The sequence below is a fragment of the Pseudomonas inefficax genome, assembly GCF_032164165.1.
Classification (GTDB): Bacteria; Pseudomonadota; Gammaproteobacteria; order Pseudomonadales; family Pseudomonadaceae; genus Aquipseudomonas; species Aquipseudomonas inefficax.
This window is the reverse complement of sequence record NZ_CP134401.1, coordinates 3,477,500-3,497,116: the sequence shown is the minus strand read 5'-3', so window position 1 is coordinate 3,497,116 and position 19,617 is coordinate 3,477,500. Positions and strand designations below refer to the sequence as shown.

Sequence of the window (19,617 nt, the reverse complement as noted above, 5' to 3'; positions counted from 1 at the left end):
GCCCTAACACACAGGACTCGCTGCCATGGCCTCGCTCTGGACCCTGCTCTTCCAACGCCCGCGCCACAACACCTATGCCCGCCTCGATGACGACGGCAAATGCCTGGCCTTCAAGCAATGCAGCCAGGCACCAAGCGGCAGCGGCTGGGTCCAGATCGGCGAAATCCAGCTCGCCTGGCTGGGCCGCGAACTGCCCGCCAGTGCCCGGGTTTGCGCCCGCGCAAGCCGCCGCTGGCACCAGCGCATCCTCGCGGCCTGACAAAGGCTGCAATAAAAACCACGAATGGCGACATTTCTGCCCGCGACATCGCTATAATCTCCCCCCGATTATAAGGACGTCTCCTGATCGGGCCCCGCACTCGCCGATTGACCCCGGCAACTTCAACGCTTCGCCCACAGAGAGCCTTCCACTCAGGTCTTGCATCGGCTGTCGTGCCTGCTTTTCCGGCCCTTCACACTGCATGAACCTGCGGGTTGCCATCGCGCAGTCCCCTTTTGAGGTTCACGTCTCCAAAAGAGCGTGAAAAAACGGTTTTCACAACTTCACAAGAGTGTGGCGAGCAAATGAACAGTCTGGCATGTGCAAAAGCGGCAGATGTGTCCCGAACAGCCCTGAACAGGCGGCAAATGCGCTCATCTCGTATGAGTGTCTGAGCCGTTCCATAACGCACGCATGACACCTTGACCATAAGTCGAATTGCCGCACCCGTGGCAAACCGCGTTCAATACCCGAACCCGAAGACTGATTGGCGGTGTCCGCGGAAGTTGCAAGAACTGCGAAAAGTCGGACATGGCGACCCTGGCGAACCCAGGTCCTATGCTGTCAATTAGGTAGCTGTAGATTGTGGAGACGCGTTAAATGGCGCAGAACGAATCGGTTGATGTGGTACTGGTAGGCGCGGGCATCATGAGTGCCACCCTGGCCGTACTGCTCAAGGAGCTCGACCCGACCCTGAAACTTGAGGTCGTGGAGGCGATGGACTCCGGAGCCGCGGAAAGCTCCAACCCCTGGAACAACGCAGGCACAGGCCACGCCGGCCTTTGCGAGCTTAACTACACGCCCCAGGCCGCCGATGGCAGCATCGACATCAAGAAGGCCGTGCACATCAACACCCAGTTCGAGGTTTCGCGCCAGTTCTGGGCCTACCTGAGCAAGAAAGGCAACTTCGGCTCGGCGCGTGCCTTCATCAACCCTGTCCCGCACCTGAGCTACGTCGAGGGTGACAAGGGTGTTTCCTTCCTCAAGAAGCGCTATGAGCTGCTCAAGCAGCACCATGCCTTCGCCGACATGGAATACACCGAAGACAAGGCCGTGATGAACGACTGGATGCCGCTGATGATGCCAGGCCGCCCAGCCGACCAGCACATCGCCGCCACCCGCGTGCTCAAGGGTACCGACGTCAACTTCGGCGCCCTGACCAACAAGCTGCTGAAGCTGCTGGGCGACTCGCAAGACGCCCAGGTCAAGTACAGCAAGAAGGTCGTTGGCCTGCGCCGTAACGGCAAGGGCTGGACCGTAAGCATCAAGGACGTCAACAGCGGCGGCAGCCGTGAAGTGGACGCCCGCTTCGTCTTCCTCGGCGCCGGTGGCGCGGCCCTGCCGCTGCTGCAGCTGTCGGGCATTCCGGAAAGCAAAGGCTTCGGCGGCTTCCCGGTCAGCGGCCAGTGGCTGCGTTGCGACAACCCGGAAATCGTCAAGCAGCACCAGGCCAAGGTCTACAGCCAGGCCGCGGTCGGCGCCCCACCGATGTCGGTACCACACCTGGATACCCGCGTGGTCGATGGCAAGAAATCGCTGCTGTTCGGCCCATATGCCGGCTTCACCACCAAGTTCCTCAAGCACGGTTCGCTGATGGACCTGCCGCTGTCGGTGCGCATGGGCAACATTGGCCCGATGCTGGCCGTGGCCCGTGACAACATGGACCTGACCAAGTACCTGGTCAGCGAAGTGATGCAGTCGATGGAGCAGCGCCTGGAAGCCCTGCGTCGCTTCTATCCGCAGGCCAAGGCCGAAGACTGGCGCCTGGAAGTGGCTGGTCAGCGCGTGCAGATCATCAAGAAGGACCCGAAGAAAGGCGGCGTGCTGCAGTTCGGTACCGAGCTGGTCTCGGCCCAGGACGGCAGCCTGGCTGCACTGCTCGGCGCATCGCCGGGTGCTTCGGTAACCGTATCGATCATGCTGGAACTGATCGAGCGCTGCTTCCCCGAGCAGGCCAAAGGCGCCTGGGCTGCCAAGCTCAAGGAAATCTTCCCGGCTCGCGAGAAGACCCTGGCAACCGATGCAGCCCTGTACCACAAGATCAGCGCCGACAACGACGTGGCACTGGACCTGGTGGAAAGCAGCCCGGCGGCCAAGCATTACGCCTGATTCGGCCGGTAACGAAAAAACGCCCCTTGGGGCGTTTTTTTGTGCCTGGATCTTAGTAAGCCTGTTCCGGCCCTTTCGCGGGTAAACCCGCTCCCACAAGGATCAGAGCCACAGACAAGGGCTGCGCTGTACCTGTGGGAGCGGGTTTACCCGCGAAGAGGCCGGAGCAGGTTTAAAAATCAGCCACGGGCCTTGGCAATGATCTCGATGTACTCCGCCGCATTGCGCTGGTCGGCGATCTGCTCGACAAAGGTCTTGCCATGCTCGTCCTTGCCATCCAGGTCCAGCCCGGCTTCGATGAAGAAGCCGACAAAGCGCTCGAAATCGTCGATGCGCAGGCCACGGTACGCCTTGACCAGCTTGTGCAGCGACGGCGAGGTCACGCCATCGGCCGGCTCGAACTGAAGGAATGCCTTGATGTAGTCGTCGCTGATCTCGTCACCGATTACCTGTTTCTTGTCTTTACGCATTGCCGACTCCAACTGGACCATCACGAAATTTCCAAGGCCGGCAGTGTACCCCCCGCAGGCCGGGCGCCTCAACGCGTACGTACGGTACCGGTGTGCAGGTCGGCCCAGACGTGGCCGTTGGCGTACGTGAGGAACTGCACATACAGTGTCTCGTTGCGCAGCAGGTCCATGATCACGCGGTAGTCGCTGAGCGGGTAGTTCAGGCTCAAGGTGCGGGTTTTCTCGTCGTAGACGGGTTTCTTCAGGCTCTTGGCCGCTTCACCGTCAAAGGTCAGTAGCACCTGGGCGATGGTCGCGCCCTTGCTCAGCGGCTTGCCCTTGAGGCGCACCTGCAACGACGAGGTGATCGGGATCGGCTGCTGGTCGGACTGGCGCTGGGTACCCACCACCACCGAGTAGTCGGTCACTTGCAGCAATTGCTGGCCGGTCGGCGCTTCCTGGCGCAGTGACTGGTCGTCAGGTGGCAGGAACTGGCTGTGCAGCGGTGCGGCGGCGAGTGGCAGGCTGACCGCCAACAGGAGGGGAAGAAACGCACGCATGTGAGGCTCCTTGAATGAAGGAGCACTCTAGCACGGCCTGCACAGGCTCTTGTAGGAGCGGCCTTGTGTCGCGATGGGCTGCAAAGCGGCACCGGCCATGTTGGTGGCGAAGCTTCAATCGAGGGGCTGCTGCGCAGCCCGATCGCGACACAAGGCCGCTCCTACAGTTGAGTGCGCCGGCCTGACATCAATCGAACTGCGCGATCATCCAGGCCTGGTACTCGGCCACGCCTTCTTCACCTTCGCGCGGCGCCCAGTGCGCATGTTCACCTTCACCCACCGGCCGATACGGCCCAGCCTTGCACTCGAACAGAATGCTGTCCGGCTCCAGCACCACAAGCCCATGGAAGGTTCCAGGCGCCAGGTCCACACCCAGGCAATCGCCGCCCGCCTGCATCACCCGCTTGTCGGTCACAGCGCCCTGCTCGTCGAAGATCAGCAGGCCAAGGCACCCCTTTAGCACGACCAGCGTTTCGGCCTTGTCATCGCTGAGGTGACGATGCGGCGGGATATAGGTGCTCGGTTGCAGCCCGACCGCCATGCGGTGGCAAGGCTCTGCCATCTCATGGAAATTGTGGTGCTGCCGCCCGCGCGGGTTGGCGGCAGCCTGTGCGGCCAGCCCGGCGAACAGCGATTGGTCGATGAACGCGGGCTGGCGCATGATCACAGCCCCTTTACGGCGAAAATGCCGTTGGCGTTGCGCCAGTAGCCTTTGTAGTCCATGCCGTAACCGAAGATGTAGCGGTCGACGCAGGGCAGGCCCACGTAGTTGGCCTTGAGCTCCGGGCTGGCCTTGCGGTCATGGTCCTTGTCGATCAGCACCGCGGTGTGCACCGAGCGCGCACCGGCATGCTTGCAGAACTCGATGATGGCGCTGAGGGTGTGGCCCTCGTCGAGAATGTCGTCGACGATCAGTACGTCACGGTCGATGAACGACACTTCCGGCTTGGCCTTCCAGAACAGTTCGCCGCCGCTGGTCTGGTTGCGGTAGCGGGTGGCGTGCAGGTAGCTGGCTTCCAGTGGGAACTGCAGGTGGGTCAGCAGTTTGCCGGAGAAGATCAGGCCGCCGTTCATCACGCAGAACACCACCGGGTTCTTGTCGTGCAGGTCCTTGCAGATCTGCTCGCCGACTTTGGCGATGGCCGCTTCGACTTCGGCTTCAGTGTACAGGCAGTCAGCTTCACGCATGACTTGACGGATATGCTCGAGATCGGCGGACATGGCGCTCTCCGGGGGTGCATTTTGGAAAAGCGGGCAAAGGTACGCATCCGCTCGTCACAGATCAAGCATTTATGGACTAACGTCCAGAATGACCAGACGACAGCACAGGCTGAATAGATTAATCTAGCGCGGTTTTTTTGCCCGCCTTTCGGAGCCCCCCTATGCCCACTCGTGAGATCCGCCATCCGCTGATCCGCCACAAGCTCGGCCTGATGCGCCGTGCCGATATCAGCACCAAGAATTTTCGCGAACTTGCCCAGGAAGTCGGCGCGCTCCTGACCTACGAAGCCACCCAGGACCTGCCGCTCGAAACCTACGAGATCGACGGCTGGTGCGGCAAGGTGCAAGTTGAAAAAATCGCCGGCAAGAAAATTACCGTGGTGCCGATCCTGCGTGCCGGCATCGGCATGCTCGATGGCGTGCTCAGCCTGATCCCGGGTGCCAAGGTCAGCGCTGTCGGCGTTGCCCGCAACGAGGAAACCCTCGAAGCCCACACCTACCTGGAAAAGCTTGCGCCGGACATCAACCAGCGCCTGGCGCTGATCATCGACCCGATGCTGGCCACCGGCGGTTCGATGGTTGCCACCATCGACCTGCTGAAGAAGGCCGGCTGCAAAGAGATCCGCGCCATGGTTCTGGTCGCCGCGCCAGAAGGCATCGAAGTGGTGGAAAAAGCCCACCCGGACGTGCAGATCTACACCGCCTCGATCGACCAGCGCCTGAACGAACACGGCTACATCGTGCCGGGCCTGGGCGATGCCGGTGACAAGATCTTCGGCACCAAGCAAAAGGACGCCTGACCATGCAGGACGGCTTCAACGACCCGCTTTGGCGCCAGGTCGTTTCGGGCGCGCAGATGCTCTTCGTGGCATTCGGCGCGCTGGTGCTGATGCCACTGATCACCGGCCTCGATCCGAACGTCGCGCTGTTCACTGCCGGCATCGGCACCCTGCTGTTCCAGCTGGTCACCGGCCGCCAGGTACCAGTGTTCCTGGCCTCGAGCTTTGCCTTCATTACCCCGATCATCCTCGCCAAGGGCCAGTTCGGCCTGGCCGAGACCATGGGCGGCGTGATGGCCGCAGGTTTCGTGTACACCTTCATGGGCCTGATGGTGAAAATCAAAGGCACCGGTTTCATCGACCGCATGCTGCCGCCGGTGGTGATCGGCCCGGTGATCATCTCCATCGGCCTGGCCATGGCGCCGATCGCCGCCAACATGGCGATGGGCAAGGCCGGTGACGGCAGCGTGCTGCTGCCCTACCAGACCGCCATGATGATCTCGATGCCGGCCCTGCTGACAACGCTGATCGTCGCCGTGTTCGGCAAGGGCATCTTCCGCCTGGTGCCGATCATCGCTGGCGTGCTGGTGGGCTTTGCCCTGTCGTTCGCCTTTGGCGTGGTCGACACTGCCAAGATCGCCGCCGCACCGTGGCTGGAGGTGCCCAACTTCACCGCACCAGCGTTCAACTGGCAGGCCATCCTGTTCATCGTCCCGGTTGCCCTGGCACCGGCGATCGAGCATATCGGCGGGGTGATCGCGGTCGGCAGCGTGACGGGCCGCGACTACCTGAAAAAGCCTGGCCTGCACCGCACCCTGCTGGGTGACGGCCTGGCCACCACGGCAGCCGGCCTGTTTGGCGGCCCGCCCAACACCACCTATGCCGAAGTCACCGGCGCGGTGATGCTGACCAAGAACTACAACCCGAAGATCATGACCTGGGCGGCGGTCTTCGCCATCACCCTCGCCTTCATCGGCAAGTTCGGTGCATTGCTGCAAAGCATCCCGGTACCGGTGATGGGTGGCATCCTGTGCCTGCTGTTCGGCTCGATCGCGGCGGTGGGCATGAACACCATGATCCGCCACAAGATCGACCTGTCCGAAGCGCGCAACCTGGTGATCGTGTCGGTCACCCTGGTGTTCGGTATCGGCGGTGTGCTGATCGGCAGCGGTGACGGCCCGGATGACTGGGGCCTGAAGGGCATCGCCCTGTGCGCCGTCGTGGCTATCGCGCTGAACCTGATCCTGCCGGGTAATGATGGCTGGAAGCACAAGAAGCTGGATGATCAGCTTTGACCTGATCTGGCCCCTTCGCGGGTGAACCCGCTCCCACAGGCATTGTACAAAACCTGTGGGAGCGGGTTTACCCGCGAAGAGGCCGGCAAAGGCAACCTGACAATCAGGCCTTTTCGCACATGTCGGCCAACACCCTCACCCACTCCGGGTGATCATTCAGGCAAGGCACCAGCACCAGCTCCTGCCCGCCAGCCTCGACAAACTGCTCGCTGCCGCGCATGCCGATTTCTTCCAGCGTCTCGATGCAATCTGCAACGAACGCAGGGCACATAACCAGCAACCGCTTCACTCCGGCCTTGGCCAGTTCGTCCAGCCGGGTTTCGGTGTAGGGTTCGATCCACTTGTCGCGCCCGAGGCGCGACTGGAACGATACCGACCACTTGCCGTCCGGTATGCCCAGCTTCTGCGCAAAAGCCTTGGCCGTGGCCAGACACTGCCCGCGATAACACACCGCACGCACCTCGGCACTGGCACCTTCGCAACAATCCGCCGCGCGCAGGTCATGCTTGCCGGCCGGGTAGAGCTTCTTCAGGTGCCGCTCCGGCAAACCATGAAAGCTCAGCAACAGGTGATCGTAGTCCTGCTCCAGGTAAGGCCTGGCGCTGGCCGCCAGTGCCTCGATGTAATCCGGGTGTTCGTAGAATGGTTGCAGCACGCGCATCTGCAACGGCAGCTGGCGCTCGCTGATCGTCTGCCTGGCCAGCTCCACCACCGTGGTCACCGTGCTGTCGGCAAACTGTGGATACAGCGGTGCCAAGGTCACCTTGCGTACACCCTGGGCCGCCAGGCGCTCGAGCACTTCGGGCAAGGCCGGCTGGCCATAGCGCATGGCAATCTCCACCGGGCCATGGGGCCAGTGCTCGACCATCGCCGCCTGCAGGCGACGGGTCAGCACTACCAACGGCGAGCCCTCTTCCCACCAGATAGAGCCATAGGCATGGGCCGACTGTTCCGGGCGCTTGATCAGGATCAGCGACACCAGCAGCCGCCGAAGCGGCCACGGCAGGTCGACCACATAGGGATCCATCAGAAACTGGTTGAGGTAGCGGCGTACATCGGCCACCGATGTGGAGGCCGGGGAACCCAGGTTGACCAGCAGCAGGGCGTGATCGGTCATGCAGCATCCTATGTCAGAGGCGGCTGGACAGGTTGTCCAGGGCCGATTGCAGATCGTTGAAGCGGAAGGTGAAGCCTGCCGCCAGCAAGCGTACCGGGCGGGCGCGCTGGCCGCCGAGCAGCAGGGTCGACAGCTCACCCAGCCCGGCCTTTAGCAGCAGTGCCGGCACTGGCAGCAACGCCGGCCGGTGCAAGGTGCGGCCCAGGCACCTGGCGAACTCGCGGTTGCGCACCGGCTCGGGGGCGCAGGCATTATAAGGACCGCTGGCATCCTTGTGCTGCAAGAGAAAATCAATAAGGGCGATCTGGTCGTCTATATGGACCCAGGGCATCCACTGCCGCCCGTCGCCCAAAGGCCCGCCCAGCCCCAATTTGAAGGGCAGGCGCAGACGCGACAAAAAGCCGCCATCACTTGCCAGTACCAAACCGGTTCGCACCAGTACAACGCGAATGCCCTGGGCCTGTGAACGCATGGCCGTCTCCTCCCAGGCAATGCACAGCTGGCTGGCGAAATCTTCGCGCACCGGCGGTGAAGCCTCGGACAGCTCGCGTTCGCCGCCGTCTCCGTACCAACCCACCGCAGAGCCGGAAATCAGCACTTCCGGGCGCTGCTCACGGCTGCCCAGCCAAGCCAGCAACTGCTCGGTGAGGGTGACGCGGCTGGCCCACAGCAGGTTGCGCCGGGCCGCCGTCCAAGGCCGGTCGGCAATCGGCGCGCCGGCCAGGTTGATCACTGCGTCCAGCTGATCATCCGGCTCCAGTTGCTCCAGGCGTGCGATGCCGCGCACGCCAGCCCCACAAATTTTCGGCACCTGCTCAGGTCGACGGCTCCATACCGTCAGGCGATGACCCTGGCCGAGCCAGTACTGACACAGGTGCTTGCCAATCAACCCAGTGCCGCCTGTCAGCAATATATGCATGGCTGTGTCCTCGCAGAATGCGGCGGTGGTCTATTTTTAACAACAAGGCACTTTTTTGACCCGACGCTCTCGGATAAACATAGGCCAAGCTGCCTGCCAACACGGAATAACCTTATACAAAATTTTAGCATTGTACAGGTTTGCCTGACAGCGTAGTCTGCTTACAGCAAGGTTTGAAGAGGCCATCATGACAGTACCTATCGCCATAATCGGGGCCGGTATCGCCGGTCTGTCAGCCGCCCAGGCCTTGCAGAAGGCCGGGCAATCCGTGCATTTGTTCGACAAAGGCCACGGCAGTGGCGGGCGCATGGCCAGCAAGCGCAGCGAAGCTGGCGCGCTGGACCTCGGCGCCCAGTATTTCACTGCCCGTGACCGGCGCTTCGTCGAGCAGGTACAGCAGTGGGTTGCCGCTGGTTGGGCCGAGCAATGGAAGCCACAGCTGTACAACTACCGCGATGGTGAACTCACCCCGTCCCCCGACGAGCAGACACGCTGGGTGGGCGTGCCGCGCATGAGTGCAATCACCCGCGGCCTGCTCAAGGATGTGACGGTCAACTTCGGCTGCCGCATCGCCGAAGTGTTCCGCGGCAAGCAATACTGGCACCTGCAGGACACCGAAGGCTGCAGCCATGGCCCCTACAGCCGCGTCGTGATTGCTGTGCCGGCACCGCAGGCCACGCCGCTGCTGGCCTCTACCCCGAAGCTCGCCGCCGTGGCCGCAGGTGTGCAGATGGAGCCCACCTGGGCTGTCGCCCTGGCCTTCCAGACCCCGCTGGACACCCCGATGCAAGGCTGCTTCGTACAGGACAACCCGCTCGACTGGCTGGCCCGCAACCGCAGCAAGCCCGGGCGTGACGAGCAGCTGGATACCTGGGTACTGCACGCCACCTCGGACTGGAGCCGGCAACACATCGACCTGCCCAAGGAAGAAGTGATCGAACAGCTGTGGGGCGAGTTTGCCGAGCTGGTCGGCTGCGTGGTACCAGCCCCTACTTTTGCCTTGGCTCACCGCTGGCTGTATGCCCGCCCGAGCAGCAACCATGAATGGGGCGCGCTGGCCGATGCAGATCAAGGCTTGTACGCCTGCGGCGACTGGTGCTTGTCCGGCCGCGTCGAAGGCGCCTGGCTCAGTGGCCAGGAAGCAGCGCGTCGGCTGCTCGAACACCTCGAATAGAGCTGTACAAAAAAACTGGTTTGCATAACTTCTGGGTTGTGCTGCAATAAACCTGTACAACTTTATAGTCTCGTACAAGTTTTATTGGAGACAGCCCATGCACGACTCATCCGCCCACAGCAAGCCGCGTATCGCCATCAGCGCCTGCCTGACCGGGCATAGCGTGCGCTATAACGGTGGCCACAAGGCCTCCGACTTGTGCCGTATGCAGCTCGAGGAACATTTCGACTGGTTGCCGGTGTGCCCGGAGGTGGCCATCGGCCTGGGTGTACCGCGCGACCCGATCCGCCTGGTCGGCGACCCCAGCCGGCCCGAAGTGGTAGGCACCCGCAACCCCGGCATGGACCTGACCGGCCCACTGCGCAGCTATGGCGAGCAAATGGCGGCCGAGCTCGACGATATCTGCGGCTACATCTTCATGCAGAAATCGCCTTCCTGTGGCCTGGAGCGGGTCAAGGTGTACCAGGACAATGGCCACCCGGCCTTCCACAGTGGGCGGGGCGTGTATGCCCAGGCGTTCTGCGCACGGCGCCCGGACCTGCCGGTGGAGGAAGAAGGCCGCCTGCACGACCCTGTGCTGCGCGAGAACTTCATCAGCCGCGTGTATGCCTACGCCGACTGGCAGCGCCTGCTGGCCGAAGGCCTGAGCCGTGGCGCCCTGGTGCGCTTCCACTCGCGCTACAAGTACCTGCTGATGGCCAACAACCCGCAGGCCTACCGCAGCCTGGGGCGCCTGCTTGGCAGCATGAGCAAGGACGACGACCCGCAAAGTATCGGCCCGCGCTATTTCAGCCAACTGATGCAGGCCCTGCGCCGCTGTGCCAGCCGTGGCACTCACTGCAACGTGCTGCAGCACCTGAGCGGCTACTTCAAGGACACCCTCACACCACAGGACAAAGCCGAGCTGCAAACCATCATCGGCCAATACCAGCAAGGCGTGGTGCCGCTGGTAGTGCCGCTGACCTTGCTCAAGCACCATTTGCGCAAGCACCCCGACCCGTATCTGCAGCAGCAGGCCTACCTGCAGCCGCATCCCGAGAGCCTGGGCCTGCGCAATGCCGTCTGAAATCCTTCTGCCCATCGGCGAGCTGGCTCGCCGCACGGGCGTCAATCCCGTCACCCTGCGCGCCTGGGAGCGCCGCTACGGCCTGCTCAAGCCCCAGCGTACCGCCAAGGGCCATCGCCTGTATCCGCTGGAACAAGTCGAACGCGTCGAGGCGATCCTCGCCTGGCTGCAGCGCGGTGCCTCCGTCAGCCAGGTACGCGAGCTGCTCGACAAACCGGCCAGCACACCGCCCAAAGGCGACTGGCAAGCCCGGCAGTTCCAACTGATCGAGGCCATCGCCACGTTGTCACAGCGCGCCCTGGACCAGCAGCTCAACCAGGCCATGGCCCTTTACCCGGCCGTCACCCTATGCGAGCAATTGCTGTTGCCGCTGCTCGACCTCCTCGACCTGCGCTGGCGCAGCTATTTCAATGCACGGCTGGAGCAGGTGTTTTTCCACAGCTGGCTGCGCAGCAAGCTGGGCGCCCGGGTCTACCACGACAACCAGCTGCTGCAAGGCCCTGTCATCTTGCTGGCCGAAGACAGTGAACACACCTTCAGCCCTGGCTTGTGGTTGTGCGCCTGGCTGTTCACCAGCAACGGCGTGCCGGTCGAAGTGCTGGAGCACACCATTGGCGGCGCGCACCTGCAACGCGCCGTCACCATGCTCAAGCCGCGTGCCGTGCTCCTGCACCTGGGGCCACGACTCGATGACAAGGTGCTGCAACGCCTGCCCGTACCGACCCTGGCCGGCGGGCCGATGCTGGCGCCGCACGAAGCCCGGCTGCGCGCCCTCCGCCTGCCCAACCTCGAACTGTTCGATACCCCACAGGCGGCATTGCGTTTGCTGCAAGCCCATGGCCGCCAGCCTGGAGAGATGACCGCACCATGCACCTGACTTGGCTGCGCAGCGACCTGCGCATCGATGACAACACCGCGCTCGCCGCCGCCAGCGAGCGCGGGCCGACCCTTGCCCTGTGGCTGGTCAGCCCCGGGCAATGGCTGGCCCATGACGACGCCGCGTGCAAAGTGGACTTCTGGCTGCGCAACCTGCGCGACCTGCGCCAGTCGCTGGAGCGCCTGAACATACCTCTGCTGATCCGCAGGATCGACATCTGGGACCAGGCGCCGCAGGCCGTGCTAGACGTCTGCCGCCAACATCAGGTGCAAAGCGTGCACTGGAACGAGGAGTACGGCATCAACGAGCAACGCCGCGACGACGCTACCCGCGCGCTGCTGGAAAAGTCGTCCATCCAGGCCCACAGCCATCTCGACCAGCTGTTGTTCCGCCCGGGCACCATCCTTACCCGCAGCGGTGACTACTTCCAGGTGTTCAGCCAGTTCAAGAAGAACTGCCTGGAGCACCTGCACCGAGGCCTCCCGGCCCTGGCCCACCGGGTAAAACGCCAGGCACCACTGCAGATCACCAGCGACCCGATCCCTGAGCACGTGGACGGTTTCGAAAAACCCGCGCAAACACTGCGCGACCACTGGCCGGCCGGCGAAGCCGAAGCGCAGGCGCGGCTGGCCCGCTTTCTCGACGAAACCATCGACGACTACCACCAGCTGCGTGACTTGCCTGCCAAGCCCGGTACCAGCCAGCTCTCCACCTACCTGGCCGCTGGCGTGATCTCGCCGCGCCAGTGCCTGCACGGCGCCCTGGCCAGCAACCGCGGTGAGTTCGACAGCGGCAGCAGTGGCGTGCAAACCTGGGTCAACGAGCTGCTCTGGCGCGAATTCTACAAACACATCCTGGCCGGTTATCCACAGGTCTCGCGTCACCGCGCCTTCCGCGCCCAGACCGAAGCCCTGCCCTGGCGCGACGCACCGGCCGACCTCGAAGCCTGGGAACAGGGCCGAACCGGCTTCCCCATCATCGACGCCGCCATGCGCCAGCTGCTGGATACCGGGTGGATGCACAACCGCCTGCGCATGATCGTGGCCATGTTCCTCAGCAAGAACCTGCTGATCGACTGGCGCAAGGGCGAGCGACATTTCATGCGCCACCTGATAGACGGCGACCTGGCCGCCAACAACGGCGGCTGGCAGTGGAGCGCGTCCACTGGCACCGACGCGGTGCCCTATTTCCGCATCTTCAACCCGGTTACGCAGTCGCAGCGTTTCGACCCGCAGGGGCGTTTCATTCGGCACTGGCTGCCGGAATTGCAAAGGCTGGATGAAAAAGCTATTCATCTTCCCTTAATATCAGCCGATCTTTTTGCCAGACAATCCTACTACCGTCCAATCGTCGATCTCGACAGCAGTCGCCAGCGCGCACTGGAGGCATTCAAGAACCTCCCGCGCCGGCAGGATCAGAGGGCAGCATCTTGAACAACGCACGCAGTATCTGGGTGACGGGAGCAGGCAATGGACTAGGCCTGGCGTTAGTGGAGGGGTTGCTCCGGCAAGGACACCGGGTAGCTGCAAGCGGCAAGCATGGCGAGGCACTGGATGCCTTGGCTGCACGCTATGGCAGCCAGCTGTTGCGCTTGCCTTGGCAGTTGCACGAAGAACATCAGGCGGCCCAGGCCTGCCAGCAGATTTGCCATGCCTGGTGCGCGCTGGACGGCTTGATCATCAACGCCGGTACCAGCGATTACCTGGCGGACAATGTGGCGGACAGCGAGTTGTTCGAGGCTATCGTCACTGGCAACCAGCTGGCCGGCGAGCATTGCCTGGCCAGTGCGCTGCCGTTGCTGGCGAAGGGCGACTCATCGCAGGTGATGGCGGTGTTCAACCGTTATTCGGCGTTGCAGTTGCATGCACCGACGCAGGTGACTGCGGGCTGGAACAATATGCCGCAATGGATGCGCGAGCAGCGTCAGGCGCTGAAGGCGCAAGGGGTTGAGCTGACCGTGGTGGGGCCGCAGTCGTTGAAGACGCCTGTGACATCGGCGCAGGCGATACCGGAGGCGTGGACGCCGCAGCAAGCGGCAGAAGAGCTGCTGCTGCGGTGGCCACAGAGGGAACCTGAGCTGGTGCTGGAGGTTTTGGAGCTCAGTAGCCTGTGGCCGTTGATGCGATAGCATCTGATATCGGCATCGCCTTCTTCGCGGGTAAACCCGCTCCCACAGGACTCCCTGCACCTTGAGTCCAGTGATATACCTGTGGGAGCGGGTTCACCCGCGAAGAGGCCGGCCCAGGAGAGCTCAGAGCGCCATGCGGTAATGCAGGCTGTAGCTCTCCACCCCATCGTTGGGCTGCTTGATGCCTGCGTTGGAATAGTGAATCGCCCGCACGCCAATCTCATGCCCACCGGCAAAGCGCAATCCAAAGCCGATACGGTCTTCGAACTGGAATGACGAGCCCAGCTCGTTGTCTTCCAGTTCGGTACTGGAGAACGCCGCAACGCCGATCCCCGCCTCGATGTAAGGCTTCACCGACTCCCCGGCAAACTCATAAACAAACACTGGCGCAAACGACAGGCTGTGGTTGCTGGCCGTCTCGTCACCATCCCAGTAGCTATAAGCCCCATCCCAATAACCGGTCAGGCGACCCACGCTGGTCTGCCACCAGCTCGCGTCCCAGTTCGATTGCAGCCCCAGCCGGTAGACCATGGTCGAGTCGCCGGTCTGCCCCACCGAAAACGAAACGTCAGCAGCTTGCGCCGACAGCGCTTGCCCCAAGGTAAAGGCAGCAACCGCCGCCAAGCCGAGCAGCTTCTTCATGAGCAACATCCTTCTTTGCTGTTATTGGTGTCCGCCTTAGGTCAGGCAAAGCGGTAGAAAGCGGCACTGGTACGATAGTTCAGGTGCTTTTCACATTTTTTTCACAGCGGAAAGCTTTGCACACTGTCGGACTGATGCCACAGCAAAGGTAGGATTTTTCTTAGCGACTGCGGGTCAGCGCTGGTCCAGAACCGGGTATCACCTGCTGGCCCATCGGCCAACAGGCCATGCCCCCCCAGCAGTCGCTGCAGCTGACGCGCCACTGCGGCGCCGGTGTCGATGATGGCCACATCGGCTGGCACCATCTCGGCCAGCAACGGGCGCAGGAAGGGGTAATGAGTGCAGCCGAGGATCAGCGTGTCGCAACCCGCCGCCAGCAGCGGCTGCACGTAGCCCGACAGCAACTGGCGCAGCGCCGGGCTGACCAGGTCGCCGGTCTCGATCCGCTCGACCAGGCCCGGGCAAGGCTGGGTGATGACCTGTACGTCGTTGGCGAAGCGATCGAGCAAGGCGGCGAACTTGGCGCTTTGCAGGGTACCAGTGGTGGCCAGCACCCCGACCACCCCCGAGCGCGTGGCCGCGGCAGCGGGCTTCACCGCTGGCTCCATGCCCACCAGCGGCCAGAGCGGATACAACTCGCGCAAATCGGCGACTGCCGCCACCGTGGCGGTGTTACACGCAAGCACCATGGCCTTGGCGCCTTGTTCATGGAAGAACCCGGCAATGCGCCGCAGACGCTCGCGGATGTAATCGGGTGATTTCTCGCCATAGGGCACGTGGCCACAATCGGCCACGTACAGCAGCGTCTCGTTCGGTAGCAGGCGCTGGATCTCGGCGAGCACCGACAAGCCGCCGACCCCGGAGTCCATCACGCCGACCGGCGCCGAGCGCTCAGCCATCGCGCTGGCCGCAGACCGCACAGGCCGGGTCGCGCTTGACCCGCAATTCGCGGATACGAGTGCCGAGAGCATCGATCAACAGCAGGCGGCCGACCAGCGGCTCGCCGAACCCGGCCAGCAGCTTCATCGCCTCCAGCGCCTGCAGGCTGCCCACCAGGCCCACCAGCGGGCCGATCACGCCGGCTTCGCTGCAGGTCAGTTCGGCTTCGCTGCCATGACCGTACAGGCAGTGGTAGCAGGGGCTGTAGTCACGCCGTGGGTCGAATACCGACAACTGCCCTTCCAGGCGGATCGCCGCACCGCTGACCAGCGGCTTGCCAGCCGCGACACAGGCGGCGTTGACCGCCTCGCGAGTACCGAAATTGTCGGAGCAGTCCAGCACCAGGTCGACCGCTGCCACAGCGGCTGCCAGCGAGTCCTCGTCCAGAGCCTGGCGATGGGCAACCAGGCTGATTTCCGGGTTGATCGCCTGCAAGCGCTGCAAGGCCGAATCGACCTTGCTCATGCCGACGCTGGCACTGTCGTGGATCACCTGGCGTTGCAGGTTGGTCAGGTCGACGGTATCGAAGTCGGCCAGGTGCAGCTCACCCACCCCGGCAGCGGCCAGGTACAAGGCAACTGGCGAGCCAAGGCCACCGAGCCCGACGATCAGCGCCTTGCTCTGCTTGAGCCGCAACTGGCCGTCGATGTCGATCTGGGCCAGCAATACCTGCCGGCTGTAACGCAGCAGTTCCTGATCACTCAGCATGGCAGGCGCCCCAGGGTAATGCGTTCATGGCCGCCCAGGTCCGTGCGGCTGGCGACCTCGATGAAGCCTTGTTCAGCCAGCAAGGCGCGCACCGCCGCTGCCTGATCGTAGCCGTGTTCCAGCAGCAACCAGCCACCCGGCACCAGGTGCGCGGGGGCCTGGGCAGCGATTACGCGCAAGTCGTCCAGGCCATCGGCGCCGGCCACCAGCGCGCTGCTGGGTTCGAAGCGTACATCACCGGCGACCAGGTGCGGGTCTGCGGCGGCGATGTAGGGCGGGTTGCTGACAATCAGGTCGAAACGCTCGCCGGCCAGGCTGTCGAACCAGTGGCTGAGCCGTACCTGGGCGTTCGCCAGGCCCAGGCGCTGGCGGTTGCGCTCGGCCAGGGCGGCGGCCTCCTCCACCCGGTCCACTGCAGTCACCTGCCAGGCCGGGCGATCGCTGGCCAGGGCCAGGGCGATGGCGCCGGTGCCGGTGCCCAGGTCAAGGACCTTGGCCGGCGTGGCGGGTTGCAGCTCAAGCGCGGCTTCGACCAGCAGCTCGGTATCCGGCCGCGGGATCAGAGTATGCGGTGCCACCTCCAGGTCGATCTTCCAGAAGCCCTGCAGCCCAAGAATATAGGCAACCGGCTCGCCGCCACGGCGGCGCTGCAGGTAGCCGGCATAGGTCTCGGCATCTTCGCTGCTGACGATTCGCTCGGGCCAGGTGTGCAGGTAGCTGCGCGACTTGCCGATGGCCGCGGCCAACAGCAGCTCGGCATCCAGCCGCTCGGTGGGCGATTCTGGCAACTGCGCGTTGCGCAGCAGGCTGGCGATGATGGTCATCAGTCCCCCAGGGCGGCCAGTTGATCGGCCTGGTATTCGGCCAGCAGCGGTTCGATCACCGCCTCCACGCCGCCGGCGAGGATGTCGTCCAGCGAGTACAGGGTCAGGTTGATGCGGTGGTCGGTCACCCGGCCCTGTGGATAATTGTACGTACGGATGCGCTCGGAACGGTCACCCGAGCCGACCAGCAGCTTGCGCTCGGTGGCGATGGCGTTCTGCGCGGCGCTGGTCTGCATGTCGTTGAGCTTGGCCGACAGCCAGGACATGGCGCGGGCGCGGTTCTTGTGCTGCGAGCGCTCTTCCTGGCACTCGACCACGATACCGGTGGGCAAGTGGGTGATACGGATCGCCGAGTCGGTCTTGTTGACGTGCTGGCCGCCGGCACCGGATGCGCGGTAGGTGTCCACGCGCAGGTCGGCCGGGTTGATCTCGATGGCCGCCTGTTCGTCCGGCTCGGGCAGTACCGCCACGGTGCATGCGGAGGTGTGGATACGGCCCTGGGATTCGGTCTCGGGCACGCGCTGTACGCGGTGCGCGCCAGACTCGAACTTGAGCTTGCCGTACACACTCTCGCCTTCGACGCGGGCGATGATTTCCTTGTAGCCGCCGTGCTCGCCTTCGTTCTCGGAGAGGATTTCCAGGCGCCAGCCACGCTTTTCGGCGTAGCGCGAATACATGCGGAACAGGTCGCCGGAGAAGATCGCCGCCTCGTCGCCACCGGTGCCGGCACGGATCTCGAGGAACACGTTACGGCCGTCGTTGGGGTCCTTGGGCAACAGCATGCGTTGCAGCTGCGACTCCAGCGTCAGCAGTTGTTCCTTGGCTTCACGCACTTCTTCCACGGCCATTTCGCGCAGGTCCGGGTCACTGTCCTTGAGCAGCGCCTGGGCACCTTCGAGGTCGTCCTGGACTTTGCGCCACTCTTTATAAGCAGCGTAGACCGGCTCGACTTCGGCGTATTCACGAGAATAGGCGCGAAAGCGCGTCTGGTCGGAAATGACCTCGGCATCACCGAGCAGTGCGGTGAGTTCTTCGAAGCGGTCCTGGAGGATTTCCAGTTTGTTCAGCAGCGACGCTTTCATTGCGGGGATTTGTCCGTCGAGCCCTCGTTGAGGGCAAAGAGTTCCTGGGCCATGGCCAGCGCATCGAGGCGGCCCTCGGCCGAGAGCCTTTTCAATTGCACGCTGGGCGCGTGCAGGAGTTTGTTGGTCAGCCCCCGGGCCAGTTGGGCCAGCACATCTTCGGGGTTGGCGCCGTTGGCCAGCAGCCGCTGGGCCTTTTGCAGTTCTTCGTCGCGCAGGCGCTCGCTTTGTTGGCGATAGGCCTTGAGCACATCCACCGCGGCCAGCTCGCGCAGGCGCAGCATGAAGTCTTCAGCCCCTACCGACACCAGCTCTTCGGCGGCCTGGGCCGCGCCCTGACGACTCTTGAGGTTTTCCGCCACCACGTCGTGCAGGTCATCGACAGTGTACAGGTAGACGTCGTCCAGTTCGCCGACTTCGGTTTCGATATCGCGGGGTACGGCAATGTCGACCATGAAAATCGGCTTGTGCCGGCGCTGCTTCAGCGCGCTTTCGACCGCGCCCTTGCCGAGGATCGGCAACTGGCTGGCGGTGGAGCTGATAACGATGTCGCTGTTGGCCAGTTCCTGAGGGATGTCGGCCAGCAGAACGGCGTGCGCACCGAACTGCTCGGCCAGGATGCTGGCCCGCTCCAGGGTACGGTTGGCCACGACGATGCGACGCACGCCCTGCTCATGCAGGTGGCGGGCGACCAGGGTGATGGTTTCGCCAGCGCCGATCAGCAAGGCCTGGCTACGGCCCAGGTCGCTGAAGATCTGCTTGGCCAGGCTGACCGCGGCAAACGCCACCGACACCGGGTTTTCGCCAATGGCGGTGTCGGTACGCACTTGCTTGGCGGCACTGAAGGTGGCCTGGAACAGGCGCCCGAGCAACGGGCCGACGGTGCCGGCCTCGCGCGCCACCGCGTAGGCGGACTTCATCTGGCCGAGGATCTGCGGCTCGCCGAGCACCAGCGAGTCCAGGCCGGAGGCCACCCGCATCATGTGCTTCACCGCCTCGTGCTCTTCGTGCACGTAGGCGCTGGCGCGCAACTCGTCCAGGCTGAGGCGGTGATAGTCGGCGAGCCATTGCAGCACGACATCGGCGGACAGGTGGTCCTGCTCGATATAGAGCTCGCTACGGTTGCAGGTCGACAGGATTGCCGCTTCGCGGCTGGATGTCAGCCGGCAGAGCTGCTGCAGGGCGTCTACCAGCTGCTCTGGGGTAAACGCCACGCGCTCGCGTACGTCTACCGAGGCAGTCTTATGGTTGATACCAAGTGCAAGAAAGGCCATGCAAGGTCGCTGGTTGTGACGGGAAGCCGATAATTGTCCTCTTTCGCAGGTTTCAGGACAACCACCGTTCGCTATTGCGCTGATAGTCAGGTGGTGCACTTCGCGGGTGTTCGGCTTTTCACCATCTTCGCCAGTGAGATCGAGCGCCGCCCGCGCGGCGCTTCGCGGGACAAGCCCGCTCCCACATTTGTTGCA

At 63.5% G+C, this 19,617-nt stretch carries 21 protein-coding genes; 9 read left to right on the top strand and 12 right to left on the bottom strand.

Features of this window, described 5'->3' with window-relative positions:
- Window positions 1-25: 25 nt before the first annotated feature.
- Together RIN61_RS15755 and mqo are read left to right on the top strand one after the other, a co-directional pair.
- The gene (locus RIN61_RS15755; protein ID WP_112251998.1) at window positions 26-259 is read left to right on the top strand and encodes a hypothetical protein; all 234 of its coding nucleotides are present in this window, start codon (window positions 26-28) and stop codon (window positions 257-259) included.
- Between the two features lie 600 nt (window positions 260-859).
- Window positions 860-2,368, top strand: coding sequence for a malate dehydrogenase (quinone) (mqo, locus tag RIN61_RS15750; protein WP_025337698.1), 1,509 nt, complete (start codon window positions 860-862; stop codon window positions 2,366-2,368).
- Window positions 2,369-2,547: 179 nt separating this feature from the next.
- On the opposite strand, the gene RIN61_RS15745 is transcribed toward mqo, so the two are convergent.
- The 4 genes from RIN61_RS15745 to RIN61_RS15730 all read right to left on the bottom strand — a co-directional run bounded on the left by RIN61_RS15745 (window position 2,548) and on the right by RIN61_RS15730 (window position 4,598).
- Window positions 2,548-2,838: a PA4642 family protein gene (locus tag RIN61_RS15745; protein WP_112252042.1), complete on the bottom strand. Its 291-nt coding sequence runs from the start codon at window positions 2,836-2,838 to the stop codon at window positions 2,548-2,550.
- 68 nt (window positions 2,839-2,906) lie between these two features.
- The gene (locus tag RIN61_RS15740) at window positions 2,907-3,377 is read right to left on the bottom strand and encodes a hypothetical protein (RefSeq protein ID WP_112251997.1); all 471 of its coding nucleotides are present in this window, start codon (window positions 3,375-3,377) and stop codon (window positions 2,907-2,909) included.
- A gap of 187 nt (window positions 3,378-3,564) precedes the next feature.
- Window positions 3,565-4,038, bottom strand: a complete 474-nt coding sequence (locus RIN61_RS15735; protein ID WP_112251996.1) for a WbuC family cupin fold metalloprotein — start codon at window positions 4,036-4,038, stop codon at window positions 3,565-3,567.
- Between the two features lie 2 nt (window positions 4,039-4,040).
- Entirely contained in the window at window positions 4,041-4,598 is a 558-nt protein-coding gene (locus tag RIN61_RS15730; protein ID WP_003256346.1) for a hypoxanthine-guanine phosphoribosyltransferase, read from the bottom strand.
- Between the two features lie 161 nt (window positions 4,599-4,759).
- Here RIN61_RS15730 and upp point away from each other — a divergent pair, with 161 nt between their 5' ends.
- On the top strand, window positions 4,760-5,398 hold the full coding sequence (upp, locus tag RIN61_RS15725; protein ID WP_011532223.1) for a uracil phosphoribosyltransferase: 639 nt from the start codon (window positions 4,760-4,762) through the stop codon (window positions 5,396-5,398).
- Window positions 5,399-5,400: 2 nt separating this feature from the next.
- A complete protein-coding gene (locus RIN61_RS15720; protein WP_313852761.1) occupies window positions 5,401-6,672 on the top strand; it encodes a uracil-xanthine permease family protein in 1,272 nt (423 codons plus the stop codon).
- Between the two features lie 103 nt (window positions 6,673-6,775).
- Here RIN61_RS15720 and hemH read toward each other — a convergent pair whose 3' ends face one another.
- Both hemH and RIN61_RS15710 read right to left on the bottom strand, forming a co-directional pair.
- On the bottom strand, window positions 6,776-7,789 hold the full coding sequence (gene hemH, locus RIN61_RS15715) for a ferrochelatase (protein WP_207878474.1): 1,014 nt from the start codon (window positions 7,787-7,789) through the stop codon (window positions 6,776-6,778).
- 13 nt (window positions 7,790-7,802) lie between these two features.
- Window positions 7,803-8,708 carry a TIGR01777 family oxidoreductase gene (locus RIN61_RS15710; protein WP_112251992.1) on the bottom strand — a complete coding sequence of 302 codons (906 nt, stop codon included), beginning with the start codon at window positions 8,706-8,708 and terminating at the stop codon, window positions 7,803-7,805.
- A 187-nt stretch (window positions 8,709-8,895) separates the two neighbouring features.
- On the opposite strand from RIN61_RS15710, the gene RIN61_RS15705 reads away from it, so the two are divergent.
- The 5 genes from RIN61_RS15705 (at window position 8,896) to RIN61_RS15685 (ending at window position 13,953) form a co-directional block, all read left to right on the top strand.
- Window positions 8,896-9,882, top strand: a complete 987-nt coding sequence (locus RIN61_RS15705; protein ID WP_215520282.1) for an NAD(P)/FAD-dependent oxidoreductase — start codon at window positions 8,896-8,898, stop codon at window positions 9,880-9,882.
- Between the two features lie 97 nt (window positions 9,883-9,979).
- Window positions 9,980-10,948, top strand: coding sequence for a YbgA family protein (locus RIN61_RS15700; RefSeq protein ID WP_313852758.1), 969 nt, complete (start codon window positions 9,980-9,982; stop codon window positions 10,946-10,948).
- Window positions 10,938-11,825: a MerR family transcriptional regulator gene (locus tag RIN61_RS15695; RefSeq protein WP_313852756.1), complete on the top strand. Its 888-nt coding sequence runs from the start codon at window positions 10,938-10,940 to the stop codon at window positions 11,823-11,825. Before RIN61_RS15700 ends, RIN61_RS15695 begins: the two co-directional genes overlap by 11 nt.
- Entirely contained in the window at window positions 11,816-13,258 is a 1,443-nt protein-coding gene (gene phrB, locus RIN61_RS15690; protein ID WP_207878470.1) for a deoxyribodipyrimidine photo-lyase, read from the top strand. The genes RIN61_RS15695 and phrB overlap by 10 nt, the downstream gene beginning before the upstream one ends.
- On the top strand, window positions 13,255-13,953 hold the full coding sequence (locus tag RIN61_RS15685; RefSeq protein WP_112251987.1) for an SDR family oxidoreductase: 699 nt from the start codon (window positions 13,255-13,257) through the stop codon (window positions 13,951-13,953). The genes phrB and RIN61_RS15685 overlap by 4 nt, the downstream gene beginning before the upstream one ends.
- A 123-nt stretch (window positions 13,954-14,076) precedes the next feature.
- On the opposite strand, the gene RIN61_RS15680 is transcribed toward RIN61_RS15685, so the two are convergent.
- The 6 genes from RIN61_RS15680 to hemA form a co-directional block, all read right to left on the bottom strand.
- Window positions 14,077-14,595: an acyloxyacyl hydrolase gene (locus tag RIN61_RS15680; RefSeq protein ID WP_112251986.1), complete on the bottom strand. Its 519-nt coding sequence runs from the start codon at window positions 14,593-14,595 to the stop codon at window positions 14,077-14,079.
- A gap of 101 nt (window positions 14,596-14,696) precedes the next feature.
- The gene (murI, locus tag RIN61_RS15675; protein ID WP_252378791.1) at window positions 14,697-15,494 is read right to left on the bottom strand and encodes a glutamate racemase; all 798 of its coding nucleotides are present in this window, start codon (window positions 15,492-15,494) and stop codon (window positions 14,697-14,699) included.
- Window positions 15,487-16,242 carry a molybdopterin-synthase adenylyltransferase MoeB gene (locus tag RIN61_RS15670; RefSeq protein ID WP_112251984.1) on the bottom strand — a complete coding sequence of 252 codons (756 nt, stop codon included), beginning with the start codon at window positions 16,240-16,242 and terminating at the stop codon, window positions 15,487-15,489. Before RIN61_RS15670 ends, murI begins: the two co-directional genes overlap by 8 nt.
- The gene (gene prmC, locus RIN61_RS15665; RefSeq protein ID WP_013970910.1) at window positions 16,236-17,066 is read right to left on the bottom strand and encodes a peptide chain release factor N(5)-glutamine methyltransferase; all 831 of its coding nucleotides are present in this window, start codon (window positions 17,064-17,066) and stop codon (window positions 16,236-16,238) included. The genes RIN61_RS15670 and prmC overlap by 7 nt, the downstream gene beginning before the upstream one ends.
- The gene (gene prfA / locus RIN61_RS15660) at window positions 17,066-18,148 is read right to left on the bottom strand and encodes a peptide chain release factor 1 (RefSeq protein WP_013970909.1); all 1,083 of its coding nucleotides are present in this window, start codon (window positions 18,146-18,148) and stop codon (window positions 17,066-17,068) included. The genes prmC and prfA overlap by 1 nt, the downstream gene beginning before the upstream one ends.
- Entirely contained in the window at window positions 18,145-19,422 is a 1,278-nt protein-coding gene (hemA, locus tag RIN61_RS15655; protein WP_112251983.1) for a glutamyl-tRNA reductase, read from the bottom strand. The genes prfA and hemA overlap by 4 nt, the downstream gene beginning before the upstream one ends.
- Window positions 19,423-19,617: the final 195 nt, after the last annotated feature.

Excerpts from the sequence above, each read along its gene's own strand:
- RIN61_RS15755 (WP_112251998.1), top strand. The coding sequence starts at position 26 with ATGGCCTCGCTCTGGACCCTGCTCTTCCAACGCCCGCGCCACAACACC.
- mqo (WP_025337698.1), top strand. The coding sequence starts at position 860 with ATGGCGCAGAACGAATCGGTTGATGTGGTACTGGTAGGCGCGGGCATC.
- RIN61_RS15745 (WP_112252042.1), bottom strand. The coding sequence starts at position 2,838 with ATGCGTAAAGACAAGAAACAGGTAATCGGTGACGAGATCAGCGACGAC.
- RIN61_RS15740 (WP_112251997.1), bottom strand. The coding sequence starts at position 3,377 with ATGCGTGCGTTTCTTCCCCTCCTGTTGGCGGTCAGCCTGCCACTCGCC.
- RIN61_RS15735 (WP_112251996.1), bottom strand. The coding sequence starts at position 4,038 with ATGCGCCAGCCCGCGTTCATCGACCAATCGCTGTTCGCCGGGCTGGCC.
- RIN61_RS15730 (WP_003256346.1), bottom strand. The coding sequence starts at position 4,598 with ATGTCCGCCGATCTCGAGCATATCCGTCAAGTCATGCGTGAAGCTGAC.
- upp (WP_011532223.1), top strand. The coding sequence starts at position 4,760 with ATGCCCACTCGTGAGATCCGCCATCCGCTGATCCGCCACAAGCTCGGC.
- RIN61_RS15720 (WP_313852761.1), top strand. The coding sequence starts at position 5,401 with ATGCAGGACGGCTTCAACGACCCGCTTTGGCGCCAGGTCGTTTCGGGC.
- hemH (WP_207878474.1), bottom strand. The coding sequence starts at position 7,789 with ATGACCGATCACGCCCTGCTGCTGGTCAACCTGGGTTCCCCGGCCTCC.
- RIN61_RS15710 (WP_112251992.1), bottom strand. The coding sequence starts at position 8,708 with ATGCATATATTGCTGACAGGCGGCACTGGGTTGATTGGCAAGCACCTG.
- RIN61_RS15705 (WP_215520282.1), top strand. The coding sequence starts at position 8,896 with ATGACAGTACCTATCGCCATAATCGGGGCCGGTATCGCCGGTCTGTCA.
- RIN61_RS15700 (WP_313852758.1), top strand. The coding sequence starts at position 9,980 with ATGCACGACTCATCCGCCCACAGCAAGCCGCGTATCGCCATCAGCGCC.
- RIN61_RS15695 (WP_313852756.1), top strand. The coding sequence starts at position 10,938 with ATGCCGTCTGAAATCCTTCTGCCCATCGGCGAGCTGGCTCGCCGCACG.
- phrB (WP_207878470.1), top strand. The coding sequence starts at position 11,816 with ATGCACCTGACTTGGCTGCGCAGCGACCTGCGCATCGATGACAACACC.
- RIN61_RS15680 (WP_112251986.1), bottom strand. The coding sequence starts at position 14,595 with ATGAAGAAGCTGCTCGGCTTGGCGGCGGTTGCTGCCTTTACCTTGGGG.
- murI (WP_252378791.1), bottom strand. The coding sequence starts at position 15,494 with ATGGCTGAGCGCTCGGCGCCGGTCGGCGTGATGGACTCCGGGGTCGGC.
- RIN61_RS15670 (WP_112251984.1), bottom strand. The coding sequence starts at position 16,242 with ATGCTGAGTGATCAGGAACTGCTGCGTTACAGCCGGCAGGTATTGCTG.
- prmC (WP_013970910.1), bottom strand. The coding sequence starts at position 17,066 with ATGACCATCATCGCCAGCCTGCTGCGCAACGCGCAGTTGCCAGAATCG.
- prfA (WP_013970909.1), bottom strand. The coding sequence starts at position 18,148 with ATGAAAGCGTCGCTGCTGAACAAACTGGAAATCCTCCAGGACCGCTTC.
- hemA (WP_112251983.1), bottom strand. The coding sequence starts at position 19,422 with ATGGCCTTTCTTGCACTTGGTATCAACCATAAGACTGCCTCGGTAGAC.